25 protein-coding genes are annotated in these 25855 nt (G+C 44.3%); 21 read left to right on the forward strand and 4 right to left on the reverse strand.

The features are described from left to right. Nucleotides 1–7: 7 nt before the first annotated feature. The 5 genes from MKY20_RS04500 to MKY20_RS04520 all read left to right on the forward strand — a co-directional run bounded on the left by MKY20_RS04500 (nt 8) and on the right by MKY20_RS04520 (nt 4192). Nucleotides 8–985 carry an ornithine cyclodeaminase family protein gene (locus MKY20_RS04500; protein WP_251266780.1) on the forward strand — a complete coding sequence of 326 codons (978 nt, stop codon included), beginning with the start codon at nt 8–10 and terminating at the stop codon, nt 983–985. Nucleotides 986–1053: 68 nt separating this feature from the next. Further along, the gene (locus MKY20_RS04505) at nt 1054–1245 is read left to right on the forward strand and encodes a hypothetical protein (protein WP_009332376.1); all 192 of its coding nucleotides are present in this window, start codon (nt 1054–1056) and stop codon (nt 1243–1245) included. A 330-nt stretch (nt 1246–1575) separates the two neighbouring features. Continuing rightward, the gene (locus tag MKY20_RS04510; RefSeq protein ID WP_251266781.1) at nt 1576–2694 is read left to right on the forward strand and encodes an NAD(P)/FAD-dependent oxidoreductase; all 1119 of its coding nucleotides are present in this window, start codon (nt 1576–1578) and stop codon (nt 2692–2694) included. 127 nt (nt 2695–2821) lie between these two features. Next, nucleotides 2822–3667: a KPN_02809 family neutral zinc metallopeptidase gene (gene ypfJ / locus MKY20_RS04515; protein ID WP_019380534.1), complete on the forward strand. Its 846-nt coding sequence runs from the start codon at nt 2822–2824 to the stop codon at nt 3665–3667. A 24-nt stretch (nt 3668–3691) separates the two neighbouring features. Next, nucleotides 3692–4192 (forward strand): cupin domain-containing protein, encoded by a 501-nt coding sequence (locus MKY20_RS04520; protein ID WP_251266782.1) that lies wholly within the window; start codon nt 3692–3694, stop codon nt 4190–4192. A gap of 160 nt (nt 4193–4352) precedes the next feature. Here the strand turns inward: MKY20_RS04520 and MKY20_RS04525 are convergent, their stop codons facing one another. Both MKY20_RS04525 and MKY20_RS04530 read right to left on the reverse strand, forming a co-directional pair. Beyond that, a complete protein-coding gene (locus MKY20_RS04525) occupies nt 4353–5846 on the reverse strand; it encodes a peptide MFS transporter (RefSeq protein WP_019380536.1) in 1494 nt (497 codons plus the stop codon). A gap of 235 nt (nt 5847–6081) precedes the next feature. After that, a complete protein-coding gene (locus tag MKY20_RS04530) occupies nt 6082–7350 on the reverse strand; it encodes a GGDEF domain-containing protein (protein ID WP_251266784.1) in 1269 nt (422 codons plus the stop codon). Nucleotides 7351–7817: 467 nt separating this feature from the next. Between MKY20_RS04530 and MKY20_RS04535 the strand changes: the two genes are divergently transcribed. The 8 genes from MKY20_RS04535 to MKY20_RS04570 all read left to right on the forward strand — a co-directional run bounded on the left by MKY20_RS04535 (nt 7818) and on the right by MKY20_RS04570 (nt 15837). Further along, nucleotides 7818–8999: a ParM/StbA family protein gene (locus MKY20_RS04535; protein ID WP_019380538.1), complete on the forward strand. Its 1182-nt coding sequence runs from the start codon at nt 7818–7820 to the stop codon at nt 8997–8999. Between the two features lie 11 nt (nt 9000–9010). Then, the gene (locus tag MKY20_RS04540) at nt 9011–9613 is read left to right on the forward strand and encodes a hypothetical protein (protein WP_071158230.1); all 603 of its coding nucleotides are present in this window, start codon (nt 9011–9013) and stop codon (nt 9611–9613) included. Between the two features lie 109 nt (nt 9614–9722). Continuing rightward, entirely contained in the window at nt 9723–10625 is a 903-nt protein-coding gene (locus MKY20_RS04545; RefSeq protein WP_251266785.1) for an NAD(P)/FAD-dependent oxidoreductase, read from the forward strand. A gap of 99 nt (nt 10626–10724) precedes the next feature. Then, entirely contained in the window at nt 10725–11186 is a 462-nt protein-coding gene (locus MKY20_RS04550) for a hypothetical protein (protein ID WP_226280657.1), read from the forward strand. Nucleotides 11187–11407: 221 nt separating this feature from the next. Next, nucleotides 11408–13069, forward strand: coding sequence for a glycoside hydrolase family 13 protein (locus MKY20_RS04555; protein WP_251266786.1), 1662 nt, complete (start codon nt 11408–11410; stop codon nt 13067–13069). A 112-nt stretch (nt 13070–13181) separates the two neighbouring features. Continuing rightward, nucleotides 13182–13658, forward strand: a complete 477-nt coding sequence (gene ybaK / locus MKY20_RS04560; protein WP_009332365.1) for a Cys-tRNA(Pro) deacylase — start codon at nt 13182–13184, stop codon at nt 13656–13658. Nucleotides 13659–14242: 584 nt separating this feature from the next. Beyond that, complete coding sequence (locus MKY20_RS04565; RefSeq protein WP_009332364.1) at nt 14243–15352, forward strand: PRK06851 family protein; 1110 nt, start codon at nt 14243–14245, stop codon at nt 15350–15352. Nucleotides 15353–15369: 17 nt separating this feature from the next. Beyond that, nucleotides 15370–15837, forward strand: coding sequence for a hypothetical protein (locus MKY20_RS04570; RefSeq protein ID WP_009332363.1), 468 nt, complete (start codon nt 15370–15372; stop codon nt 15835–15837). 196 nt (nt 15838–16033) lie between these two features. On the opposite strand, the gene MKY20_RS04575 is transcribed toward MKY20_RS04570, so the two are convergent. Beyond that, nucleotides 16034–17398: a YjiH family protein gene (locus tag MKY20_RS04575; RefSeq protein WP_009332362.1), complete on the reverse strand. Its 1365-nt coding sequence runs from the start codon at nt 17396–17398 to the stop codon at nt 16034–16036. A gap of 184 nt (nt 17399–17582) precedes the next feature. Here MKY20_RS04575 and MKY20_RS04580 point away from each other — a divergent pair, with 184 nt between their 5' ends. The 4 genes from MKY20_RS04580 (at nt 17583) to MKY20_RS04595 (ending at nt 20500) form a co-directional block, all read left to right on the forward strand. Further along, entirely contained in the window at nt 17583–18386 is an 804-nt protein-coding gene (locus tag MKY20_RS04580; protein WP_019380545.1) for an ABC transporter permease, read from the forward strand. 3 nt (nt 18387–18389) lie between these two features. Then, entirely contained in the window at nt 18390–19196 is an 807-nt protein-coding gene (locus MKY20_RS04585; RefSeq protein WP_009332360.1) for an ABC transporter permease, read from the forward strand. Nucleotides 19197–19217: 21 nt separating this feature from the next. Then, nucleotides 19218–20225: an ABC transporter ATP-binding protein gene (locus tag MKY20_RS04590; protein WP_251266787.1), complete on the forward strand. Its 1008-nt coding sequence runs from the start codon at nt 19218–19220 to the stop codon at nt 20223–20225. Between the two features lie 71 nt (nt 20226–20296). Next, the gene (locus MKY20_RS04595) at nt 20297–20500 is read left to right on the forward strand and encodes a hypothetical protein (RefSeq protein ID WP_162271992.1); all 204 of its coding nucleotides are present in this window, start codon (nt 20297–20299) and stop codon (nt 20498–20500) included. Between the two features lie 313 nt (nt 20501–20813). Here the strand turns inward: MKY20_RS04595 and MKY20_RS04600 are convergent, their stop codons facing one another. Continuing rightward, on the reverse strand, nt 20814–22133 hold the full coding sequence (locus tag MKY20_RS04600) for a short-chain fatty acid transporter (protein WP_251266788.1): 1320 nt from the start codon (nt 22131–22133) through the stop codon (nt 20814–20816). Nucleotides 22134–22274: 141 nt separating this feature from the next. Between MKY20_RS04600 and MKY20_RS04605 the strand changes: the two genes are divergently transcribed. From MKY20_RS04605 to MKY20_RS04620, 4 genes are all read left to right on the forward strand, one after another. Beyond that, entirely contained in the window at nt 22275–22763 is a 489-nt protein-coding gene (locus tag MKY20_RS04605; RefSeq protein ID WP_251266789.1) for a GNAT family N-acetyltransferase, read from the forward strand. A gap of 120 nt (nt 22764–22883) precedes the next feature. After that, entirely contained in the window at nt 22884–23546 is a 663-nt protein-coding gene (locus MKY20_RS04610; protein ID WP_009332355.1) for a DNA alkylation repair protein, read from the forward strand. A 321-nt stretch (nt 23547–23867) separates the two neighbouring features. Beyond that, complete coding sequence (locus tag MKY20_RS04615; protein ID WP_009332354.1) at nt 23868–24725, forward strand: Cof-type HAD-IIB family hydrolase; 858 nt, start codon at nt 23868–23870, stop codon at nt 24723–24725. A gap of 24 nt (nt 24726–24749) precedes the next feature. Further along, the gene (locus tag MKY20_RS04620; RefSeq protein ID WP_251156336.1) at nt 24750–25835 is read left to right on the forward strand and encodes a PQQ-dependent sugar dehydrogenase; all 1086 of its coding nucleotides are present in this window, start codon (nt 24750–24752) and stop codon (nt 25833–25835) included. Nucleotides 25836–25855 lie beyond the last annotated feature (20 nt).

A 25855-nucleotide genomic window follows, 5' to 3' on the forward strand; every position in this document is an offset into this window, starting at 1 on the left:
AGATTTCATGCTTTTATTATCTGAAAAAGAAATCAAATCCATCTATACGATGGAATCAGCCATTAAAGATCTGGAAAATGCCCTGGTACATCATCTGGAAGGGAAAATCCAGAATCCCCATAGAACCGTCCTGGACTTTCCGGAGAAACAGGCATCTGCCCTTTATATGCCGAGTGCCATGCCGCCAATTGGCAAAACGGCTGTGAAGGTGGTCACCATTTTTCCTGAGAACCCTGCGATCGGCAAAAAAACGACTCAAGGATTCATTTTGCTAAGCGATACAGATAATGGAGAGCATCTCGCATGCATGAATGCCTCTTACCTGACAAGGCTCCGGACCGGGGCCGTGAGCGGGATTGCCACTAAGCATCTGGCAAAAAAATCGGCAAGATCTGTGGCTGTGATCGGGTGCGGGGCAATGGCTGAAGAGCAGCTGCAGGCCGTTTTGGAGGTCCGTGAAATAGAGGAAATCTTACTCTACAACCGGACGGCTGCAAAGGCACAAGAATTTTCTGCGAAATTTCATGAATTCAATGGTCCGGTGATCATCTTGGAAAATGCCGATGAAGCTGTTTCCCGGGCGGATATTGTTATCTGCAGCACCCGCTCGGAAAAGCCCGTGTTCACAGGCAAGGCCCTCCGGCCGGGTACGCATATTAACGGGGTAGGCTCCTATCTTCCGCATATGCAGGAAGTCGACGCAGAAACACTGCTGCGAAGCTCTAAAATCGTCGCAGATACCTTGGAAGGGGTTCAAGAGGAAGCAGGTGATTTCATTATTCCTGCCAGAGAAGGAATCTGGAGCTTCTCGAACCTTCACGGCGAACTCGGACAATTATCAGCCGGAGTGATCGCAGGCAGAGAAAACGATGAAGAGATTACCTTTTTTAAATCAGTCGGCATTGCCTACTTTGACCTCGCTGTGGCTGCAGCCGTTTATGAAAAAGCAATTCTTGAAGGCATCGGAACTAAGGTAGACCTGTAAAAAGGTGAATAGTGCCTGCAGCTTTGGAAAATCTATAGCTATACTTCTAAAATAAAGGAGAGATAGGAATGCCAAAGCAGCCGAATAAAGTAACAGAAGAGCAGCAGGTCGTAGCCGCCCAAAACCAGGCGGACCAATTCAAAAAAGGAATGGACACAGAATTTGCCCTTGAAGAAAATGTCCAGGACGCGGCAGCCAAAAGCCAGCAGTATCAGGCACAAAACCAGCAGCCGACCTATGAACCGAATAAGCCATTTTAATGAAGCTGCATGATGGGTTTTATGCCTGTCATGCAGTTTTTTTATATGGAAATAGTTGCTGGATAGCTGTCAGAAAGGAATTTTTCAATTGCTGGATCAGATACAGGGGGAAATTAACTTATCAGGCCGCTGTGCCAGGTATATCAGTCAGATTTTATATATATCGGCCGATATCGGTCAAAATTCCACTTTATCGGTCACCCCGCGCCCCAGCAGCTTTCCAGCAATATCACCGTGCAAATATGAATACGCGTCTGCCATGATTATTTTGTGCACTGCCCCAAACTCTTGTAAAATAAGTGGCAAACTAGATCGCAAAAAGGAGTCATTATGAAAAGTCATATCATCATTGGTGCAGGAATCCTGGGGGCCTCTGCAGCCTACCATTTGGCTAAGGCAGGTGCAAATGTCACCGTTATCGACCGCAAAGACCCGGGTCAGGCAACAGACGCAGCGGCCGGAATTATCTGCCCCTGGCTGACACAGCGGCGGAATAAGGCGTGGTACGCGCTGGCCAAAGGGGGAGCGGCCTATTATCAAACATTAATCCGGGAGCTTGAAAAGGACGGAGAGACGAAGACGGGCTATCAGAAGGTAGGAGCCGTCAGCCTTCATACCGACCCTGTAAAGCTTGAAAAAATGGAAGAACGTGCAGCAACAAGACGCGGTGATGCACCTGAACTGGGAGAGATTACACCATTATCTCAAGACCAGACATTGGAGCTGTTTCCGCCTTTATCAAAGGAATATGCCTCTATACATGTAAGCGGAGCGGCGCGCGTCAACGGCCGGGAATTAAGGGACGCCCTGCTGCGGGCAGCTGAAAAACATGGTGCTGTATTGGTTCATAGCTCTGCTGAACTTTTGTGCCAAGGAGACAGGGTCACGGCAGTAAAAGCCGGCGGAAAGCAATATGAAGCAGATAGTGTCATCGCAGCGGCTGGAGCGTGGGCTGGTGAGCTTTTGAAGCCGCTTGGTATTCAATTGGATGTAAAGCCGCAAAAAGCGCAGATTGTCCATCTTCAGCTTGAAGAGGAGGAAACGGGCAAATGGCCTGTTGTGATGCCGCCAAACAACCAATACATTCTGGCTTTTGAAGGCGGCCGCATCGTCGTTGGTGCCACCCATGAAGATAATATAGGCTATGATCTAAGGGTGACAGCTGGCGGCCTAAATGAAATTTTTGAAAAAGCGCTAGCAATAGCCCCTGGATTGTCTGATGGAACGTTCACAGAAGCACGTGTGGGCTTCCGTCCCTATACACCCGGTTTCTTGCCCATTATCGGCCAAATTCCGGGCATAAAGGGTCTTTACATATCAAATGGACTTGGAGCCTCAGGGCTGACCGCAGGGCCGTTTCTGGGTGCCCAGCTTGCCAAGCTTGCTCTCGGGCAAGAGGTGGATATTGACCTGGACCTCTATGATCCGGCTGGCGCGATAGAAAAATAATAAGGGGTAAAGGTGCCTGTTTGCAGCAGGCACCTATTTTTAATTCTGCTAAGTTAATAAATCCCTTCAATTCGGGTATACACTAATGAAATGAATGATAAATGGCGTTTCAGTAGGAGGCTGAATCATGAAGTGGAAAGGCAGAAGAGCGAGTTCTAATGTAGAAGACCGAAGAGGCATGGGCGGAGGGGGAAAAACCCTGATTGGCGGCGGCCTCGGCGGAATTATTATTTTATTGATATTTACCTTCCTCGGCGGTGATCCGGGAGAGCTTTTAGGCAATATGGCCGGAACAGACTCTGGCACAGCTGTACCGTATGAAGAATCAGAACAGGAAAAAGAGCTTGCTGATTTTGTCTCTGTTGTGCTTGCGGATACAGAGGAAGTCTGGACGGAAATATTCGAAGAACAGGGATTGCAATATGAGGAGCCGACCCTTGTTTTATATTCAGGCAGCGTACAGTCTGCATGCGGGGCAGCGTCCTCTTCCGTTGGGCCTTTTTATTGTCCGGGCGACCAAAAATTGTATATTGATTTAAGCTTTTACGAAGAACTGCAAAGAAAGTTCCAGGCTCCTGGCGATTTTGCCATGGCCTATGTCATAGCCCATGAAGTAGGGCACCATGTGCAGACCCTGCTTGGAACGACTGAGGAAATCATGCCGCTCCGTCAGAGAATGAGTGAAGAAAAGTTTAATCAGTATCTTGTCCGTTTTGAATTGCAGGCCGATTATTATTCAGGCGTTTGGGCCAACCATGCACAGGGAATGGGATATTTAGAGGAAGGCGATCTGGAAGAAGCCCTGAATGCTGCAACGGCAGTAGGGGACGACACCCTTCAAAAACGGGCGCAGGGCTATGTAGTGCCGGAAAGCTTTACCCATGGAACGTCAGAACAAAGAAAGTCATGGTTCTACAAAGGATTCCAAAACGGAACCATCAAAGGCGGAGACACGTTTAAACAAAGAAATTGAAGCAATACGAAAGGAGAGGTTCACATGAATAGCCAAACCCAAACATTTCAGCTGGCGGATGATGGACAAATACCCAACAATCCGGACCTTCCTGTTATCATCTACAAGGCCGTTTTTAAGGAGCAGCCTGATGAAATAGAGGCGGCTTTTAACAGACATCAATGGACCGGCAGCTGGACGGGCGGGGTATATGATTACCATCATTATCACAGCAATACTCATGAAGTACTGGGTGTCAAAGCAGGACAAGCAACCGTCCTCATCGGCGGTGACCAGGGCGAGCGCCTTGAACTCCATCAGGGCGATGTTATTCTCCTCCCGGCAGGGACAGGGCATAAGAATGCGGAAAGCAGTCCGGACTTCGAAGTCGTAGGTGCCTATCCTGGCGGAAAAAGCCCGAATATGAAGAAAAAAGACCCATCAGATCGTGTACAAGCACTGGCAGAAATCAAAAATGTCCCTGTTCCGCAGACTGATCCTGTCTATGGTGATGAGGGGCCGATGCTTGAAGAGTGGAAAGAATGAAGACTGCTGTTTACCGGCCCAAATAGAACATTTACCGGCCGATTTGAAAGAAATACCGGCCAAAACCGCAGAAATACCGGCTAAACTGCCGAATTTACCGGCCGAGCAGATACTAAAAAAAGCCAGAAGAGCATACACTCTTCTGGCTTCCGCTTTTCTATTAACGTACACCCTTCATATATCCTTGAATCTTAGGACTCAACATGAATAGGATAATGGATAGCACGATCGCAGCTGCACCAATTACACCGAAATAAGTCATTTCTGTTTCTGGTGAATAGAACTTAACAATCTGTGCATTGATTGCCTGTGCGGCCGCATTTGATAGGAACCAAAGGCTCATCGTTTGCGCCGAGAAAGCAGCAGGCGCTAATTTTGTTGTGGCTGAAAGTCCGACTGGAGATAAGCAAAGCTCACCAAGAACAACAATAAAGTAGCTAAGAACCAGCCATAATGGACTTACAAGAGAATCTGTACCGCCAAGGTATGCTGGCAGCAGAATCACAAGGAAAGATAAACCAGCGAATAATAGGCCCAGGGAGAACTTCTGCGGCACTGAAGGCTGGCGGTCGCCAAGCTTCACCCATAGCCAGGCAAATACTGGTGCAAAGAAAATGATGAACAATGGGTTAAGAGACTGGAACCATGCCGGTGAAATATCAAGACCCATAAAGTCAAGCTGGGTACGCTTGTCCGCATAATTCGCAAGAATCGTTGAACCCTGCTCCTGGATAGCCCAGAACATAACAGATGCAATGAATAATGGAATATAAGCAATGATGCGTGAGCGTTCCACTTCTGTTGTTTTCGGGCTGCGGTACATTACAGTAAAGTAAATAATCGGAAGCCCAATACCAAGAACACCAACAAGGGCAATAAACGAATCAAATGTTAAAAGACCAGTTGGGATGCCGACTGCCACTAAAATGGCAACAACAGCAGCACCAAGGCCAATTCTTGTATAAACCTTACCTTTTTCATCTGCTGATAATGGATTAGATACATAAGTTCCTGCTAATCCAAGATTTTTCTTTTTCGTAAAAACAAACACTAATAAGCCAAAGAACATACCAACGGCAGCAATGGCGAAACCTAGGTGGAAATTATAATCCATTCCAACTGTTCCGACAATTAAAGGCGCAAGGAATCCGCCAAGGTTGATACCCATATAGAAAATACTGAAACCTGCATCGCGGCGGTTATCTTCCGGGCTGTAAATATCCCCAACCACGCTTGATACATTTGGCTTCAATAATCCAGTACCTAATACGATCAGCACCATGGAAACAAAGAACATAGCCAGGCTGCCAGGAATAGAAAGGGCAATATGGCCGAGCATGATTAAAATTCCGCCATAGAATACAGCTCTGGAGGTTCCGAGTAATCTGTCGGCTATCCATCCGCCGATGATTCCTGACATATACACCAATGATCCATAAATGGACATGATAGCTAAAGCTGTCGGCTCATCCAGGCCTAAACCGCCTTTTGAAACCTCATAATACATATAGAATACAAGGATCGCTCTCATTCCATAATAAGAAAAGCGCTCCCAAAATTCAGTGAAGAAAAGTGTGAACAAGCCTTTAGGATGTCCAAAGAAACCTTTTTGAGGCACACTTTCAACAATTTTCTGCCTATTAAAATCTGACATGTTTCATCCTCCTTTTAGCTATTCTATAATATCTTTCATAGTTCCTAATTGTCAAAAAAAATTTTATGTAACGATGGTTATTATTGACTTTTTAGGCGGAATAAATAGATTTTTCCAGAGATTTAAACAAAAGAACGTTTTTTCAGAATAATAACAGTATTAAAACTTATCTAAAAACAGAGGTATTATTCCCATAAAAAAAAGCCGCTCAAACCGGCGGCTGCTGCAAATATCCTTATGCGTTTGTAAGTACTGCTTCTTTAGGGCTATGCTGATGAATTGATTCTTCCCTGGAGGATAGCCTGTTTTTTCCCATGTCCTTAGACTGCAGAAGGAGCTGGTCTGCGTAAACATAGGCTTTTTCAATAGAAAGGAACTTGTTCACTTTATAGTAAAAGAGGCCAAAGGATGCTGTGTAGGATAGAGAAATGGACTGGTCTTTAAAATCGGCATGAAATGTGCTGTTTTCAATGCCTTTGCGTATCTTCTGAGCTAAATTCAAGCATTCTTCATATGACCTGAATCTCATTATTATGGTAAATTCCTCTCCGCCGCTTCTGAACAAGTAATCATCTTTGGAAAGATAGCTCTTCAATGAGTCGGCAAAGTGCCTGATTGCCTGATCGCCCACGGCGTGGTTATAGCTATCATTAATCCTTTTGAACTTGTCGATATCTGCCACTACAATCGCGATGTGTTCCGCCGATTGATTAAGTTCCGTCATTTTTTTATCCATATAAGCACGGTTAAAAACACCAGTAAGGAAGTCGGTATAGGCCATCTGCTCAAATTTATCGCGTTCGATTTTATTCTGCAGCATCTGTGATTTCGACAGAAAGGAACGGCTGACAAGATAATTAAGTATAAACAGACTTATGAGCATCTCCCATTTGCCCTCATTAAGAAATAACAGCAAAAGACCATTAGTAAAGGCAATCTTCCCCATATCCAGTACACTTCTTGTTTTGATAAAATCAATCGCTTCCTGCTTCGTTTTTATGTCTCCTGTCAATTTAAACACGGTAATCAGGAAGATGTCTGAAAGCATGGATGTTACGGTAATCAGAATAAGCATGATTATCCAAAAGCCGAATGCTGCATCCTGAAAGAGGGGATACAGCAGATTGAATAAATAGAATGCAATAGAGTTGCTCATCACAAAGGAGCCAATGTTATAAAACGTATGGAAAAATTCATCCGGATCGTCTGTTTTTGTTTGTTTCTTATATAAATAAACACTAAATCGATAGATGACTTCAAATATAAATAAACCTAATGGCCCTGTAAAAAGCCCAATGGAGAGACTGTAATTAATTCCATAATCGATGGACGTATTTCCGTTTCTGCTGATAATCCGCAAATGGTGATACAAGCAGGAAAACAGCAGGTATATGAAGAGTGCTTTTATATATGAAGAGCTCTCGACAATGATCCCGTCCGAGATCAGAGCTGTAAAAAGTGAAACAATAAAAAGCGAAACCATAAATATTCTGGAGCCTTGCATCTTTCTGTACTCCTTTGCCTGTTGTTATACCTCTATTTTATAGGAATTTTTTTCTAGAAAGTAGACAAATTTAATATATTTTCTAAATTTTTTAATATTATCTATTTTATTTCATTTTTGTTAGAGACAAGCAGGATATTATTTTATCTCTTAAACTATCAAATTTCAGGAAAAACACCAAATAAACCTGGTTGTAAACAAAAATGAATACAAGTATGCGATATTGTTTGCAGTTGTATTCAAAAATGTAAACAAGTATACAAACACGTGTACATGTTGGTGTGTAAGGATGTGTTCAATATTGTTTACTTGTATACGGAAAGTGTATACAATGTAGGTATAAGTTTACAATTTGTTTACGTCTTTACGCTTTGATTACTTTTCATTTCCTTACATTGATTAATCTCTCAATCTGAATTACTCTTAAAACAATAGCTCTATATTTGAGAATGAAAGGATTGAATGATTTGACGAATTCAAGAATTGCAGCAGTTGACGTAGGAAACGATTCTATTAAAGCAATCTTTGGAAAACTGGATTCAGAATTAAATATACCGAATGTGATTGCGAGAGATGTTGAGGACCGCCCGGTTATCGGGATAGAAGAACTTGACAGCAAAAATCCGCTTGAAGGCATACATATCAGAGTCCACTCCCCTGCCCTGAAAGAAAACAATGCGATTTATCGTGTGGGGCACCTGGCAACGAAAAGCGATAACGCTACTGAATTAGATCCGGGCAGCAGCAAATCTGAAGAAGATCAGACATTAGTCATGCTATTCTCTGCTTTGGCATTGGATGCTGTGCAGAAAGATGGTTCCACAGGCTTTAAAAAGTCCGGGAATGTGATTGATGCAAACTACACACTGGGAACAGGACTTCCTCTTCGTGAAGTAAAGGAAGGCAAGGATGCGGGCTACCGTTCCAAATTGCTGGGCTCTGTCCATCAGGTTGAGTTCCTTGTGACACCGAAGTACCAGGGGCAAAAAGTAAATATCAAGTTTGATGAAATTAAGGTATATCCTGAAGGCTTTGCTGCTTATATCAACCTTGTAATGGACAACAACTTAAATATCATCAATAAGGATTTAATTGATAAGCGTATTTTAATTCAGGATATCGGCGGACTATCAACGGATATTGCTGTCATTAAAAACCGCAATGTTGATGATGACAAAGCGCAGGGCTTCAACCTTGGGGTATCTGAAGCTCTTGAATCCATCCGTGAGGAGATTCGTTCGAAACATGGCGTTGAACTCGACAGCCGTCGGGATGTCGTGGAAATCATCACGAAAAAGAATGACCGCAATCATATTATGGTAAAAGGAAGCCGGACAAGCGTACATGATATTACAGACCGAATTTTGCTTGATCTGGCTAAGAAGCAGTATCGCCTACTCCGCAACGTTTGGCAGAAAAACTCCCAGACGGAAATCTGCTACTTTGTCGGCGGCGGCTCTATTGTTTTAAAAGATTATCTGAAAACATTAAATAACAATCTGGATGGCTATAACATTGACTTCTTTGAGGATGAAAAAGAAAGCATCTGGATGATGGCCAATGCTTATTACAAGCTGATCTCTGATTTTTCAAGAAGAACGAATAAAGACAAGGCGGACCAGGATAAAAAACCTGTTAAAGCCAACTAGGGTGATTTTTCATGAGTAAAGCTTCCTCTTCTGAAATTAAGAGAGGACAATCCGTATCCTTTCGGGTGCCATCTGACACACCTGATCATATTTTGAAGCATCTGCAAAAGCTCAAGGAAACCGAAAAACGGAATTTTTCCAGTAAGATTGCAGAGTTTGTGATGCAGGGAGTCAGCAGCTCTCAATCAAAAGACCGGGAAACTATTACCATTCCCCTTCCCAAGGGGTTAAGCAAAATCCAGCGCGACTGGCTAAAGCATGAGCACTCAGAAGCATTGCTCGGCAGCATCCTTTATCAGCTGATTACGGATCCCGTGCGTGCAACTTCCCTGCTGGCTTCTTTGAACAGCCGATCTTCTGATATTGATGAAGCTCTTTATCTGCAGGAGGAGCCGAGGCATTCAGTGAGTCAGTATGATTCGGCAGCTGCAGCTTTAGAAGAAGACGAACTTTCTGAAGCTGAACTGACCGATATTGAAGATGATTTGCTTGACTTTGATTGGGATAAAGCTAAACAGGAACAGGAAGAAAATGCAGAAGGTCAAACTGAAGAGGAAAGCGAAGAAGACCTGGATACTCTTCTTGGCGGCTTTCTTGCACATATGAATAAATGAGCTTGGGGAGAGTTTCAGTGATGAAACTCTCCTTTTTTGTATTTAGAAAAGGATTTTCTGGGTAGTTTACAACTATAGCCTATCTTGGAACGAAAAGGAGGAATTTCAATTGAATTATGATTGCCTGATTGTTGGAGGAGGTATTGCGGGACTGCAGGCTGCCATTCAGCTGGGCAGATATAAACATAAGGTGCTGGTGCTTGATTCCAATGATGGGCGCTCCACGATATGCAAAAGCTATCATAATATCTTAGGCTATCCGGATGGCGTGAGCGGCCCTGAACTCCGGGAGATTGGGAAGAAGCACGCAGAAAGCCTTGGAGTGAAGTTTGTTAATGAAAAAGTGGAGCACGCAGAAAAGACAGATGGAGGATTTGAGGTTTCATCCCAAAAGGGCAATAAATATGTGGGAAAACGGATTTTACTTGCAACGGGTATTATGGACCGGCTGCCGCCCTTCCCCGAATTAATGCCTTGTCTCGGCATTTCTGTCTATGTCTGTCCTGACTGCGACGGATATGAGGTAAAGGATAAACGCACCATTGTGCTCGGCTCTGGAAATGCCGGAGCAAATATGGCATTAACATTGTCTTATTGGACAAATGATCTTGTTTTCATCAACCATGAAAAAAAGCCGGCAGATCAGAAATTATTGGAGAAATTGAAAGAAAAAAAGATTGAATACCTTGAGGAATCTATATGTAAGGTACTTGCAGACGACGAAAAATTCAACGGTGTACTGCTTGAAAATGGTAAAAAAATCACAGGTGATAGAGGGTTTATTGCCTTTGGAGGAAACGAAGTAAAGTCTGACCTGGCAAAGCAGCTCAGAGCAGAGCGCCTTGAAAATAAGCATATCCTGACAGATCCCCGCTCGAAAATGACAAGTGTCAAAAATGTTTGGGCAGCTGGAGATGTGGCAGCCCATTCAGAACAAGTAACCATTGCAATGGGGGAGGGTTCACAGGCTGCCATTTGGATTCATAAATCGCTGCTGCAGGACAAAAATTAACCTGAACTGGTTTGAATATAGAATTTAAAGGGTAAATATTTGGTTTATTTCTGAGCTCTTTTCTCATATAATAGCCTATAAGCTATTAAATAGAGAAAGGTGTATGCATTGAAGAAAGAAAGCTTGGATCTAGTCGTTCGGGAGTTATTGGAGAGATCGGGGAGTCTGGCAAAGATTAAATTAGAGAATCATTTTCCGGGAAATCGTATAGCTGGCGGAAAGTACAGCATGGGAACACATACCATAACGCTTTATATGGAAGAGATTATGAAACAATGCCAGCAGCTCTTTTCTTCTGCTGATCGCTTTTTGGATTATTTCACTGTTGTGTTTGCTCATGAGCTTGGTCATGCTGAAGATACAGAGCTGGAGGAATTGGCCAATTACCTTGATTCCTGCATAACAGAGCAGGAACGATGCCTCACAGCATTGAAAATTGAGGAAAATGCATGGGCATTTGCTGAAAAGCTTCTGCCGGATATGGATAAAGCCTTCATGCAGAAAATTATCTATCATTCGTTAAAACCATACCGGGAACAGCTTCAAGTGGAGCCAGCCTGATAATATAGGAGAAGCCGCAGTCCAAAAAGCTGCGGCTTCTAAATTGTTAGCAGGATTTTATCATGAAAAAGGGTATTGAAAAATCCAATTGTAAGCGTTACACTTACTGTAGTAGTATGCAAATGCTTAAAAGCAGGCAGGCTTTTTTTATACCGCTTAATGCAAACGTTTGCGCACCGCGATGATTGAAAAAGAAATTTATATAAATTGAGGGTGTTAATATGAAGAAGGTTTGGTGGAAAGAAGCAGTAGGATATCAAATTTATCCGCGCAGTTTCCAGGATTCAAACGGAGATGGAATTGGTGATCTTCAGGGAATCATTCAGCGGCTTGATTATATTAAAGGATTGGGGATCGATGTCATCTGGATTTGCCCAATGTACAAATCCCCTAATGACGATAATGGCTATGATATTTCAGATTACCAGGATATCATGGAAGACTTCGGTTCCATGGAGGATTTCAATCAGCTGATGGATGAAGTCCATAAGCGCGATATGAAGCTGATTCTTGATCTTGTCTTGAACCATACAAGTGACGAACATCAATGGTTCATCGAATCCCGTTCATCCAAGGAGAACCCGAAGAGGGACTGGTATATTTGGAGAGACGGAAAGAATGGCAAGGAACCGAATAACTGGGAAAGCATTTTTGGCGGGTCAGCATGGGAATATGATGAGAAGACTGAACAGTATTTCCTGCACGTTTTTTCTACGAAGCAGCCTGATTTAAACTGGGAGAACAAAGAAGTCCGTGAGGCTTTATATGATACGGTGAACTGGTGGCTGGATAAGGGAATCGACGGTTTCCGGATTGATGCCATCAGCCATATCAAAAAGCGTGCCGGCCTGCCTGATATGCCGAACCCAAAAAAGCAAAAGTATGTTTCTTCCTTCGATATGCATATGAACCAGGAAGGCATTCACGAATTTTTAAAGGAATTTAAAGATCGCACATATGCGAACTATGATGTGATGACAGTGGGCGAAGCAAACGGTGTTACTGTGGATGAAGCCGATCTTTGGGTCGGTGAGGAACAGGGTAAAATGGATATGATTTTTCAATTTGAACACCTTGGCCTTTGGGATGCAGAAACCAATCCAGAGGTTGATATTGTCGAGCTGAAAAAAGTTCTTACCCGCTGGCAGAAAGGTCTGGAGGCTGATGGCTGGAACGCTTTATTTATCGAAAATCATGATAAGCCCCGTGTCGTTTCAACATGGGGAAATGATGAGGAATACTGGCACCAGAGCTCGACATCCATGGGTGCCATGTACTTCCTGATGCAGGGAACGCCATTCATTTATCAGGGACAGGAAATCGGCATGACCAATGTCCAATTCCCATCCATTGACGATTATGATGACGTAGCCGTGAAAAACCTGTACCGCCTTAAAAAAGAGGAAGGCATGTCCCATCAGGAAATCATGGATATCATCTGGGCCTCTTCCCGCGATAACAGCCGTACGCCTATGCAGTGGTCTTCCAGGGACAACGCAGGATTCACAACAGGACAGCCATGGATGAAGGTTAACCCGAACTATAAGGAAATCAATGTGGAAGTCCAATCGCAGGACCAGGAATCCATCCTTTCGTTCTATAAAAAAATGATTCGATTGAAAAAAGAAAATGAAGTCTTCACCTATGGCCAATACGATCTGCTTCTTGAAGAAGATAAGCAAATCTATGCCTATACCCGTACATCAGATGATGACAAGGTAGTCGTCATCACGAATCTTTCAACAAAGGAGGCATCTTTTGAAGCTGAATTTAAGCTTTCTAATGATCAGCTTTTATTGAATAACTATCCGGTTGATACGCATGAAGATTCGGATTCAATTATGCTTAAGCCTTATGAAGCCCGTGTTTATCGATTGAGATAAACTTTGTTAGCAGGATTCCTTTTAGGGGTCCTGCTTTTTTATAAGTCTGATCCTTTTTGAAATTTATCCTAAAATGCTAAAATGAGAAAAATAACCAATGGAGGCGCAGGCAATGGCAAAGGGTAAAACAAACGCGATGCGTATGCTGGATGCTCAGAAAGTGGATTACGAACTGATTACATATGACAACCAGGACGGCAAAATCGATGGGGTTTCGGTTGCAGCGAAGATTGGCAAAGATCCTGAAGCTGTCTATAAAACTCTAGTTGCTCAAGGCCACAGCAAGCAGATCTATGTTTTTATCATTCCGGTGGCAGAAGAGCTTGATTTGAAAAAAGCCGCTAAAGCAGCCGGCGAAAAGAAAGTGGAAATGATTCCGGTCAAAGATATCCAGAAGCTGACCGGCTACATCCGCGGCGGCTGCTCTCCCGTCGGTATGAAGAAGCAGTATCCCTCTTTCGTTGATGCAAAGGCAGCGGGACTTGATCTGATTATTGTCAGCGGAGGCAAAATTGGCATGCAGATGGAGCTCAAAGCGGAAGAATTGCAGAAGGCCATCGGAGCTGAACTTGCGGATTTAATTAAATAATAAAAGTGAAGAGTGCTGAATCACCATGATTCGGCACTCTTTTTTTACGAAAAAAGTATAAAATTTTGAACGTCGATAATTGTCTAGCGCAAGCAGCCTACCCCCTCGAGATCACAAGCTTGTCTTGTTGAGGCTCCTAGGGACTCGAGACATAAGCCATTCCCTTTCAGAAGGAAAAAACACCTTCTTGCAGGGCTCGTCTTATGCTTGTCGTCCCTAAGCAGTCGCCTACACATTTCGGTTTGTCTTGTTTCGGCTCCTAGGGACTCGGGGTCATAAGCCGTTTCCTTTCAGAAGGAAGAACGCCTTCTTGCAGGAACTGTCTTATGCCTGTCGTCCCTGGGCAGTCGCCTCCTCATTTCGGGCAATCCTCCCAAAAAGGCAAAGAACGCCTTTTCGGGAGGCTCGTCTTGTGCTTGGGGCCCCCAGGATGGGGGTCATGCAGACGTTGCCACAGGACGTGGCGTTCTTAGTCTGCGTTCCTTCATGGGCAAGGCGCTTCCGCTTTTCTAAATAGGCTTTCACCCATCCTGCTCCCTTTGCATACTGTAAGGTGAAAATGCATTTCGAAAGGAAGTGTAAGAATGGCTGGGAAAATACTGAAATACTTCGCCGGCGGGAATACAGCCCGGGGGTTCCACAATCTATTCGAATCGAACCTGCAGGGGCTTGATCGCTTATTCATTTTAAAAGGCGGCCCAGGAACAGGCAAATCATCACTGATGAAAGCAATCGGAGCGGAACTGTCCGAAAAGGGCTATGACCTTGAATACATTTATTGCTCATCTGACAGTCAATCAATCGATGGCGTGATCATTCCTTCTTTAAAAGCAGGCATTGTCGACGGAACAGCGCCGCATGTGATTGAACCGAAAGCACCCGGAGCCGTCGAAGAATATATTAATCTCGGAGAAGCTTGGGATTCAAGGGCGCTGGCTGCGAAAAGAGAAGAAATAACTTTACTGTCTGGTCAGATCAGCAATTCCTTTGCAGCGGCCTATGACACATTTGCCGAAGCACTGAGAATCCATGATGAATGGGAGAAAATCTATATAGAAAATATGAATTTCCAGAAGGCGGATGAATTGACCAAGAAGCTGATCTCCGTCTTCTATGGAAATGCAAAATTGAACAAAACTCCATCTGTGAAACATCGTTATTTAGGGGCAGCCACTCCGATTGGAGCGGTGGATTTCGTGCCGAATCTTACGGAGGATATTCAAAAAAGGTACTTCATTAAAGGGCGTCCGGGTTCCGGCAAGTCAACGATGCTTAAGAAGCTGGCAGCAGAAGCTGAAAGCCGCGGATTTGATATTGAAATCTATCATTGCGGGTTCGATCCGCACAGCCTGGATATGATCATCGTTCGCGAGCTGGGCCTCGCTATTTTTGACAGCACGGCGCCGCATGAGTATTTTCCGGATCGTGATGGAGATGAAATCGTCGACATGTATGAAATTACGATCAATTCAGGCACAGATGAAATTTACGCTGAACAGCTAAAGGATATCAGCACCCGTTATAAAAATAAAATGACCGAAGCCATATCCTATCTGGCACGGGCCAAAACCCAGCGGGACACGCTGGAAAACATCTATGTAAGCGCCATGGACTTTGCAGTAGTTGACCGGATCAAAGAGAAGGTCCGCTCTGAGCTGCTGCTGATTTCAGAGAAAGTTTCAATAAGGGAATAGAAGGGAGACCACACACAATGGATTTTACAAATTATCCGTTTTATCCATATATGTATGACCAGAATGAACATGGACGCATTTTTCCTGGCGGAGGATCAGGCGGTGGATTCACCATTCCGGGATTTCCGGGCGGCGGGTTTAATATTCCAGGATTCCCGCCAGGACCGCCTCCAGGTGGTCCTGGCGGTGGATTTGGGCCTCCAGGTGGCGGAGGAGGCCCCGGAGGTCAGGATGGACCGCCATCAGGGCCGCCGCCAAGCTTCACACCACAGATGCAGCAGGTAAGCACGTTTGCTGTTGATCCCGGTGCCATAAGAGGCTGCTTATTCCGCAATACGTTTATATGGCTGCAAAATGGAAACAGCTTCTGGTTCTTCCCGACCTTTGTCGGCAGAACATCTGTAGCCGGCTGGCGCTGGAGAAACTGGCGCTGGACGTATTATGGAACAGACTTGAGAAGAATTCGTTCTTTCCAATGTTTTTAAATTAAAGAAGCTAATAAAAAAGAGGTATCCGCTTCAGGATACCTCTTTTATCTGTAGAAATCAGCGCTTGCTACACTGATAGCAGCCGCTGCACCTTGTTAATCGGCCGGGTTTCTAATGTTATCGGTTAAAATGTTGATATATCGGTCACTTCCCGTCATATCAGGTTTTCAGTATTAACCCAATGGAAAACCATTTAGAAAAGAATATGAGCAGCCAGCACAATCACCGGCAAAGTAATAAGCGTTCTTTGGATAAAGATAATAATCAGGTCCCATAATGTTACAGGGATTTTAGAGCCAAGCAGAAGTCCGCCCACCTCTGACATATAAATCAGCTGGGTAACGGATACTGAAGCTACGATAAATCGTGTCATTTCGCTTTCGATGCCTGCACCGATAACGGAAGGCAAGAACATATCAGCAAATCCGACCACAAGTGTTTCCGAAGCGGCTTTTGCTTCCGGTACCTGCATCAATTCAAGCAATGGAATGAATGGCATTCCTAAATAAGCAAAAACAGGAGTATACTCCGCGATAATCAGAGCCAAGGTTCCCAAAGCCATGACAATCGGGGCTACACCCATCCACATATCCAGAATGTTTTTGGCGCCATCCTGGAAGAAGGCTTTCAAGCTCTGATTTGTGCTTGCTTTGGCAACAGCCTGCTGGAGTCCCCAGCTTGCTGATGTGTGTCCTTCAGGGATGCTCTCATCAAGCTCGGATTCCTGGCCGTTATAATACGTATCAGGCTTTCTGGACAGGGGCCAGATTCTAGGGCTGATAATGGCGCAAAGGAATCCCGCTGCTGTAATGGTCAGGTAAAAAGGCACAAACATATGGCCAAGATTCACCTGTGAAATAACAACAAGGCTGAAGGTAATGGATACGACGGAAAAGGTTGTGCCAATAATGGCCGCTTCCCTTTTCGTATAATAGCCTTCTTCATACTGTTTGCTGGTTAGAAGAACACCAATGGTCCCATCGCCAAGCCAGGATGCCACACAGTCAATCGATGACCTTCCAGGCAGCTTAAATACAGGACGCATGATTTTTGTTAAAAGTGCGCCAAAGAATTCAAGCAATCCGAAGTTCAGCAGCAAAGGCAGGAACAGCCCGGCAAATAAAAAGACCGAGAACAGGATCGGCAGAAGGTCATTTAGGAGAAGTCCGCCTGTGTTTTCAGACCAGATCTGTTCAGGACCGATTTGAAAAAGGGTAATAACTGCAAAAACAGCGCCTATAAATCTCGCTGCAGCCCAGATGTAGGGAACGTCAAATAGGTTCTTGAAAAAAGGGCTTTTTTCGATAAAAGCGGGCTTAGCGAATTTGGCCAGCAATGTACCCAAAAGTGTAATGACAATAATAAAGGTCATAATTTCAGGAAGATAGTCTGCGAGCAGGTTTTGGATCCAGCCTGAAAATATGGCTATAGGAATTGTAATATCCCCTTGATATTTGATCGGAACCATGAATAAGCTGATTCCAATTAAAGAAGGTATGAGAAATTTTATTAGATCTGAAGAAGAATGCTTCTTTCTGGATGCATCAAACAATATCATTCACCTTTTTCTTATATTTATAAACCAAATGTTATTTTAATTCATAACCCCTGAAAAAGCCAACCCTTTCTCTTAAATTCCACTGTTTCCCTTCTTTTTAAACTTCTAAAACAAACATATTTTTAAGATCCCATATTATGTTAAAATATGAAATAATCAAAAAAATCAAAAAGCAGGTGTGCGGATGTTCAGGTTTCGGTTATATTGGACCTTCACAAAGAAGGCCTTTCTTCGATCAGCCGTTTATCGATTTGATGTATGGTCGCGGCTTGGCTCAAATCTTATTTTTCTGCTGATGTGGGGTTCAATTTGGACTGCTTTATATGCCGGAAGGGAAGAAGCTGGCGGCGTCAGCTTTGAGTCCATGCTGACATATATTGTGGTCAGCCAATTTTTATCTGGAGTAAATGGGGCGGGCACCCCGCTGTGGGAAATCCAGGAGAAGGTCCGGACCGGAGATATTTCCCTGGAATTAATGAGGCCGTTTGATGTGCCGCTCCGCTATCTTTTTGCCGATTTTGGCAGTGTGGCCTTTTACATACTGACAGCGCTGCTCCCTTTATATACAGTCATGTTCATTTTTATGGATTTGACATTGCCCTCTAGCTGGGAGACTTGGGCTTTGTTCATCGTATCCGCTTTTATTGGATTCCTGATCCGCTATTGCATTGAAATGTCTTTTGGGCTGCTTTCCTTTTTTCTCGTTGAAACAGGCGGGATTGTCGATGTCTTTTACTTTGCCATGTCCCTTCTTTCGGGGTCAGTCATTCCTCTGTGGTTTTTTCCGGGCTGGCTGGAAAAGATGGCGCTTTACTTGCCGTTTCAGGGGATCTATTACATACCAAATGCGATTTTTATAGGCAGAATCTCTGGAATTGAAATCCTGCTTTCCCTGGGTGTCCAATTATTTTGGGCTGCAGCCAGTTATCTGTTATTAAGGTTTGTCTGGAATCGCGCATCCCAAAAAGTAGTGGTACAGGGGGGATAGAGTGTGAGTGTTTTAAAATATTTGGATTTGTATTTCAAGCTCATCTCCGCAGGTGTAAGGGCCCAGCTGCAGTACCGGTTTGCCTTTGTCATGAGGATTGTCGGGCTGATCACATCTTATACAGGCACTGCTGTCACGATGTGGATCATGCTTTATCAGTTTCAGGAACTGGGCTCATGGACCTTTTACGAGATGCTGTTTCTATTTGCTGTCGCTGTTTTATCCTGGGGATTCTGCATCATTCTCTTTTTTCATTTCAGGGGGTTGGATACCTACATCTTAAACGGCACATTTGACCGCTTCCTTGTCAGGCCGATCAATCCATTTTTTCATTTCATGGCGATGAAGTTTGACGTTGCATCTTTTGGACAGTTCATCTTCAGCATCGGCATTTTTATTTGGGTCAGCTTTGAGCTGCAGCTGGATTGGACCATCGGGAAAAGTTTGTTTCTGCTGTTATCCGTGGTTGGGGGAATCCTCATCCAGGGTGGTCTGCTTGTCATGATATCTGCCCTCGCTTTCTGGACGACAAAATCGGAGCAATTTTACTGGGTGGCCATGTATCCGGCCCGAAATCTGACCAATTATCCTCTGGTCATCTATCCGAAAGCCGTCCAATGGTTTACCGCTTTTGTCGTTCCATTCGGCTTTGTGAATTACTTTCCCGCGGCTGTGCTTCTGGAAAAGGAAACGCCATTTTTCCCTGAGAATATTGGGTATTATTCGCCGCTTGTCGGCATCGTTTTTTTTGCCATAGCCTATTATATTTGGATGCTCGGTTTAAAGAGGTATAAGAGTACAGGTTCATGACATAGTTTAGGAGGGCTGGAATTGCCGATTATAGAGGTTGAACATTTGATGAAGGACTTTATGATTGCCAAGAGGGAGACAGGCTTTCTCGGCGCTGTGAAGAGCCTGGTGAAAAGAGAACATATTAAGAAGGAAGCAGTGAAGGATATCAGCTTTTCGATCGGAGAAGGGGAAATGGTCGGCTATATCGGACCGAATGGTGCCGGAAAATCCACCACCATCAAAATGCTTACGGGCATTCTTGTCCCAAGCTCAGGGAGTGTAACGGTAAACGGCATCATTCCCTATGAAAACAGGCAGGAAAATGCCAAGAATATCGGAGTGGTATTCGGCCAGAGAACACAGCTTTGGTGGGATCTTCCTACAATCGAATCGTTTGAGCTGCTGAAGGAAATCTATCAGGTTTCGGCTAAACGGTATAAGGAAAACATGGACACCTTTACAGAGATATTGGGGCTGGATGAATTCTTGAATACTCCGGTCCGCCAGCTGTCTCTTGGGCAAAGGATGAGAGCTGATATTGCCGCATCCCTGCTGCATGACCCGCCAATCCTATTTCTTGATGAACCGACGATTGGCCTGGATGTCATCGCTAAGGAGAAAATGAGGACATTTATTAAAGAGATTAATAATGAGCGCAAAATCACCGTCATTTTAACCACACATGATATGGAGGATATCGAAAAACTTTGTGAGCGGATGATTCTCATTGACCATGGGCAAAAGGTTTACGACGGGGAAATCGCAGTGGTAAAAGAGCGTTTTGGCAAAACGAGGACACTCATCGTTGACCTGGAGGAATCATCTCACAGCCTCCAGCTTAAGGGCCGTGAGGTGTTTAAAGAAGAAGCAAGCCGCTTCTGGATCCGATTTAACCGGGATGAAGTGTCCGCCTCGGAATTAATTGCCCAAATTACTGAAACACATAATATCAAAGATTTAACTGTGGAAGAGCCTGCAATCGAAGCCATCATCAGCCGCATTTATCAGGAGGGCTATCAGGAGCTGCCTGAAACGGTCAAAGTATAAATTGCACCTACCTAAAAATAGGCTCGGCTAATATATCAATATTTTCTGAAAAATTGATATACTATAGAGAGGTGATCAAATTGATTCTATATTTGCTGGGCTTTTGTGCAGTATTGCTGGGAGCGGGAATGTTTGTGGACTGGTGGCATAAAAAGCATGGAATTGACGATTTTGACCCTGAAGAAAATGAAAAGCATGTATCTGAGTCAGAGAGAGCTTATATCGAGTCTTATATGCATAACATGAAAAATGATCATCATAATGGAATGTCATGAGAAAAGCGGAAGCGCCATTCCCACGAAGGAACGCAGACTAAGATCTCGCCACGTCTTGTGGCAACGTCTGCATGACCCGCATCCTCCCAAAAGCTGCCGCTTTTGGTCGTGCGATGATTATGCTGAAGAAGCCTTCCTTGTCCTGCGGGCCTCAAGCCTAAGACAGGCCTCACGGAAAGGAGTTCTTTGCCTTTCTGAGAGGATTGGCTTGTGACCCCAAGGGGGCAGGCGCTGGAGCTAGACAGTTATCTAAATTAAGATAATACACATTATCTCATAATAGAAGAGCATGGCGGATGCCATGCTCTTGACTTTAGAAAAATAAAAACCCTATTGAAATAATCACCCCGCTGACCAGCAGAGTCAGAACACAGAATCCCATGATGTCCTTTGCTTTGAGTCCTGCAATGGCGAGCGCCGGAAGGGCCCAGAAAGGCTGAATTAAGTTGGTCCAGGCATCACCCCATGCGACAGCCATGGCTGTTTTAGGGATGGAAGCACCCATTGACTGAGCCGCTTCAAGCATAATCGGAGCCTGAACCGCCCACTGGCCTCCTCCTGAAGGAACAAAGAAGTTCACAAGCCCCGCGCTTAAAAACGCGAAGAAATGGAATGTGTAATCATTCGAAATGCTGACAAACGCTTCAGACATAACCGCAGCAAGTCCTGAGGCAGTCATCATGCCCATGATTCCGGCATAAAACGGGAACTGAATAATGATTCCGCTAGCCCCTTTCACTGCATTGAGGACAGCTTCGAGGAACCTTTTAGGTGTTCCATGGAAAAGGATGCCGAGGAACAGGAATAGGAAATTTACGATATCAAGGTTCAGGTTAAACCCCTTTGCAGCGAAATAATAAAATAAGAAAACAAGACCAAAAATTCCGGCAAGCAGGGAAATCAGACGGCTGTTTTCCAGGCGTTCAGCAGGTGTCATCGCCTCTTTTTCAATTGAAGCTGCCTGGATGTCTTCTTGAAGAAGAGCAGGATCGACCACAATGGTCTCTTCTTTCGACGGCATCATAAAACGGTTTACAAAAGGCAAAACCAACAATAGTGCGACAACAATGAAAATATTGAATCCGGCAAAGATGGTCTGGTCAGTAGAGATGACGCCAATCATCTCTTCAGAGAAGTGTCCAGGTGTAGCAATGGTCAATGGAATCGAACCTGAAATTCCTCCGTGCCAGACAACGAAGCCGGCGTAAGCGCTTGCAATCAACAGGCGATAATCCACATTTTTTACTCTTTTGGCAAGCTCTTTAGCAAATAAGGCGCCAATCACGAGGCCAAATCCCCAGTTAATTAAGCTTGCAATCATCGATACGAATGACACAATAAGGATAGCCTGGCCTGGTGACTTGGCTAATGATGCCAGTGCACCTAATCCTTTTTTAAAGATCGTGCTGCTGGCCAGCACGTGTCCAGTGACTAAAACCAGCACCATCTGCATGGAAAAAGTCAGCAGGCCCCAAAAACCATTTCCCCAATGCTGAACCATTTGGTAAGGTCCATTATCTGTGAAAATCAAACCTAATCCAAAAACAACAAAGGTTAGGATAATGACAAATAAAAATGGATCAGGCAAATACCGCTGCATAATGCGGTTAAAGAAAGATACCAGTACTTTCATGATGCAACCCCCAATTTTAATTATTAACCTATTATATTTTCTGTAAAATTCGATCTATTCCTTCTTTTCTGACATAATTGTTGTCTAGAAGGCTTCTGCCACTTAAATTAGGAGAGTAAACATCGAAAGGGGACAGGAGATATGGACGTTAAAATAGTGAAAGCTGAATGGAAAGACCGGGATATCTTAAGAAACATGTATGCTTTCTATCTGCACGATTTAACAAAATACACTGATGCATTGGAGATAAATGAAGAAGGCACATTCGAATTTGACGCCTTTTCATTAATCTGGGACAAAGAAGGCATAGAACCTTACCTCATTAAAGCTGATGGCAAACTGGCAGGATTCCTGCTGCTTTTGCGTGCTCCCTTTTTAAGAAAAGCAGATTACTGCATCAATGACTTTTTTCTGTATAACTCGTTCAGAGGGAAAAACGTGGGGCAAACAGCGATTGATCTATTGTTCAGCGAATATAAGGGAACCTACTATATAGAGCAGTTAAAACGAAATGAGCCTGCTATCCGCTTTTGGAAGAAGGTGTACCGCTATTATCAGCTTAATGTTGACGAGACCTCGAGAATGGAAGATGGAGAAGAATGTGTAGGGCAGTTGGTGAATGTGGAATGATAAATTAACTGAACCCGGTGCTCATTCGGACAGGAAAAGGAGAAATCGGGAAGAGCGAGTCCGAACCCGGACTCGGATAGGGAAACATAACCCCAAGTTGATGCAAAAAGGAGTGTTTAGATGGATATTCGATTATTAATAAAGCTTTTTGAGGAAAATAGAGACATAGAAAAAGCAATCCCCATGCAAAGCTATCTTAAAGACCACTTTCCTTTTCTTGGAATTAAGGCGCCTGAACGAAGAGCTCTTTTAAAGGAATTTTTTAATGAGACAGGCCTTCTGAAGCAGGAATTTAATTCGGATTTTGTGGAAGCCTTATGGGATCTGGAAGAGCGTGAATACCAGGCTGCCGCCCTTGACTACATCGGGAAATTCACAAGGAAACTGGACAAAAGTCATCTCTCATTAGTTGAAAAGCTGATCACAACGAAATCCTGGTGGGATACCGTCGATATGCTTGCCGCCCACCCGGCAGGCGCCATCGCGGCCAAAAATCCAGAAGTCATCCCCGAAAAAATAGAGGGATGGGCGACCAGCGAAAATATGTGGCTCCGCAGGGCCGCCATCCTATTTCAGCTGAAATACAAAACCAGCACAAACGAAGACCTGCTATACCGCTATATTATGCTAAACAATGACAGCAAAGAATTCTTCATCCAAAAAGCCATCGGCTGGGCGCTCAGGGAATACTCCAAAACAAACCCTGAATCAGTTAAAAGGTTTATTGAATCAAACACACTTGCCAGGCTGAGCATTAGGGAGGGGAGTAAGTATATTGGTTAGACTCTTAGGTTTTTATCATTTAAATTAGGAGCACTGAGTTGATTGCAGTGGAGGACTCTTGATCCTCGCAAATGCTGACGCATTTCCTTCGTGCGGTGCTTAGCCGAGGAAGCATAATCAATGTCCTGCGGAGGAGGCTCTCGTTCCTCCCCGAGGGTTTGCTGGGGGCCCGCAGCGGAAATCAACGGACAGCATACATAAACTAAAATAAGTAAGAGAGTTTTTCAGGGAAGTGCAATTATTTAAAATAACCCTAAGAACATGATAGAATGGCAAATAAGTTTTTCAGTAAAAATACTACAGCCAGAAGGTGAAATTATAATGATCAAATGCATTGCAAGTGATATGGACGGCACGCTTTTAACCGCCACACAGAAAATCACGCCTGAAAATATCGAAGCCATTAAAACAGCACAGGAAAAAGGAGTCGAAGTAGTCATCGCAACCGGGCGCTCCTACTTCGAAGCAAGCTTCGTCCTCGATGAAGCCGGCATCTCCTGCCCGATTATTTGCGCAAACGGGGCAGAAGTGAGAGCTGCAGATGGAAAAGTTGTATCCTCCAATCCGCTCGATAAGGACCTGGCTAAAAAAGCTGCCTATATCCTTGTACAGAACAACGTTTATTTTGAGGTATACACAAACCAGGGTACATACACCATTGATGAAGACCGCGGCGTCTCCATCATTGTCGACATCTTTTTAAGCGGAAATCCAGAAGCGGATATTGACGAAGTGACAAAAGCTGCGGAAGAACGCTTTACAAAAGGGCTGGTGCGAAAAGTGAACAGCTATGACGAGCTTTTCAACAGTGACGAGCACCAAATATACAAGCTGCTGGCCTTCTCATTCGAACCGGATTTTCTCGTATCCGCCAAAGAAGACTTGCTTAAGCTTGAAGGCATGGCTGTAAGTTCATCAGGGGATGAGAACCTGGAGCTGACAAGTGTGAACGCCCAAAAGGGGATTGCTCTTGAAGCTTTTGTAAAAGAAAGAGGCATTTCACTTCTGGAAACAATGGCAATTGGCGATAATTATAATGATTTGTCTATGTTCAAACGTGCAGGAAGATCCGTTGCCATGGGAAATGCCGATGACATCATTAAAGCACAATGTGATGCGGTGACATCTGCAAATGAAGACAGCGGTGTAGCCAAGGCAATCCGGGAAGTCCTGAAGTAAAATTTCAAGGGGGATGGAAGCTGGATGAAAAAGGTGTTAGGTGCAGGGTTACTGGTTTTTGGCCTGCTGGCTGGATGCTCAAGTACCGGCGGGAATAATAGCGGGAAACAAGTCGAGGATCAGGAGGCAAGCCTTCCTGCCGGTGAAGAGCCGGAAATACTGGCGGATGAGCTTGATATTCCCTGGTCCATTGCCAAAACAGGCGAAACCTTTTACATGACGGAAAGGCAGGGCAGCATTGTAAAAGTAGAGGATGGCAAGAAAGAACGTCAAAAAGTTGAACTTGCGAAAAAACTTTCTACTGCTTCCGAAGCTGGATTGCTTGGATTTGTGCTGGCACCTGATTTTTCAAAATCAAATGAAGCATATGCCTATTACACCTATGAAAACACCTCAGGTCAGTTTAATCGTATAGTGACCCTTGGGCTTCAAGAGGGAACGTGGAAAGAGGAGAGGCTTTTGCTCGATAAAATCCCGAGCGGGCAGTTCCACCACGGCGGCAGGCTTGAAATTGGCCCTGACGGAAAGCTTTATGCTACTGCAGGCGATGCTGCCACTGATCCTGAAATTGCTCAGGATGTGAATTCTCTGGGAGGAAAAATCCTAAGAATGAATCTGGATGGGAGCGTACCGGGGGATAATCCTTTCAGCGGATCCTATGTTTATAGTTACGGCCACCGCAATCCGCAGGGGCTGGCATGGGCTGAGGATGGAACTTTATATGAAAGTGAGCACGGCCCATCGGCCAATGATGAAATCAATAAGATCCTTCCCGGTAAAAATTACGGATGGCCCGTCATAAAAGGGACCGAAAAGAAGGAAGGAATGGAATCACCGCTATTTACCTCAGGTGATGACGAAACCTGGGCTCCGTCCGGGGTGGCCTATTATAAAGGCAAGCTTTACACTGCCGCTTTAAGAGGCAGTGCCGTTCTTGAGTTTGATCTGGAAACAAAGAACGTCAGGAAAATTGTTTCTAACTTAGGAAGAATCCGGGACGTCTTTATTGAAGGGGATGTGCTATATTTTATCAGCAACAATACGGACGGACGCGGCAATCCGCTTGATAAGGATGACAAACTCTATCAAATTCCGCTTTCGGATATATAAAAAGCCTGGCAGCTGTGCCA

It is taken from the genome of Cytobacillus sp. FSL W8-0315, from assembly GCF_038002905.1.
Classification (GTDB): domain Bacteria; phylum Bacillota; class Bacilli; order Bacillales; family Cytobacillaceae; genus Cytobacillus; species Cytobacillus pseudoceanisediminis.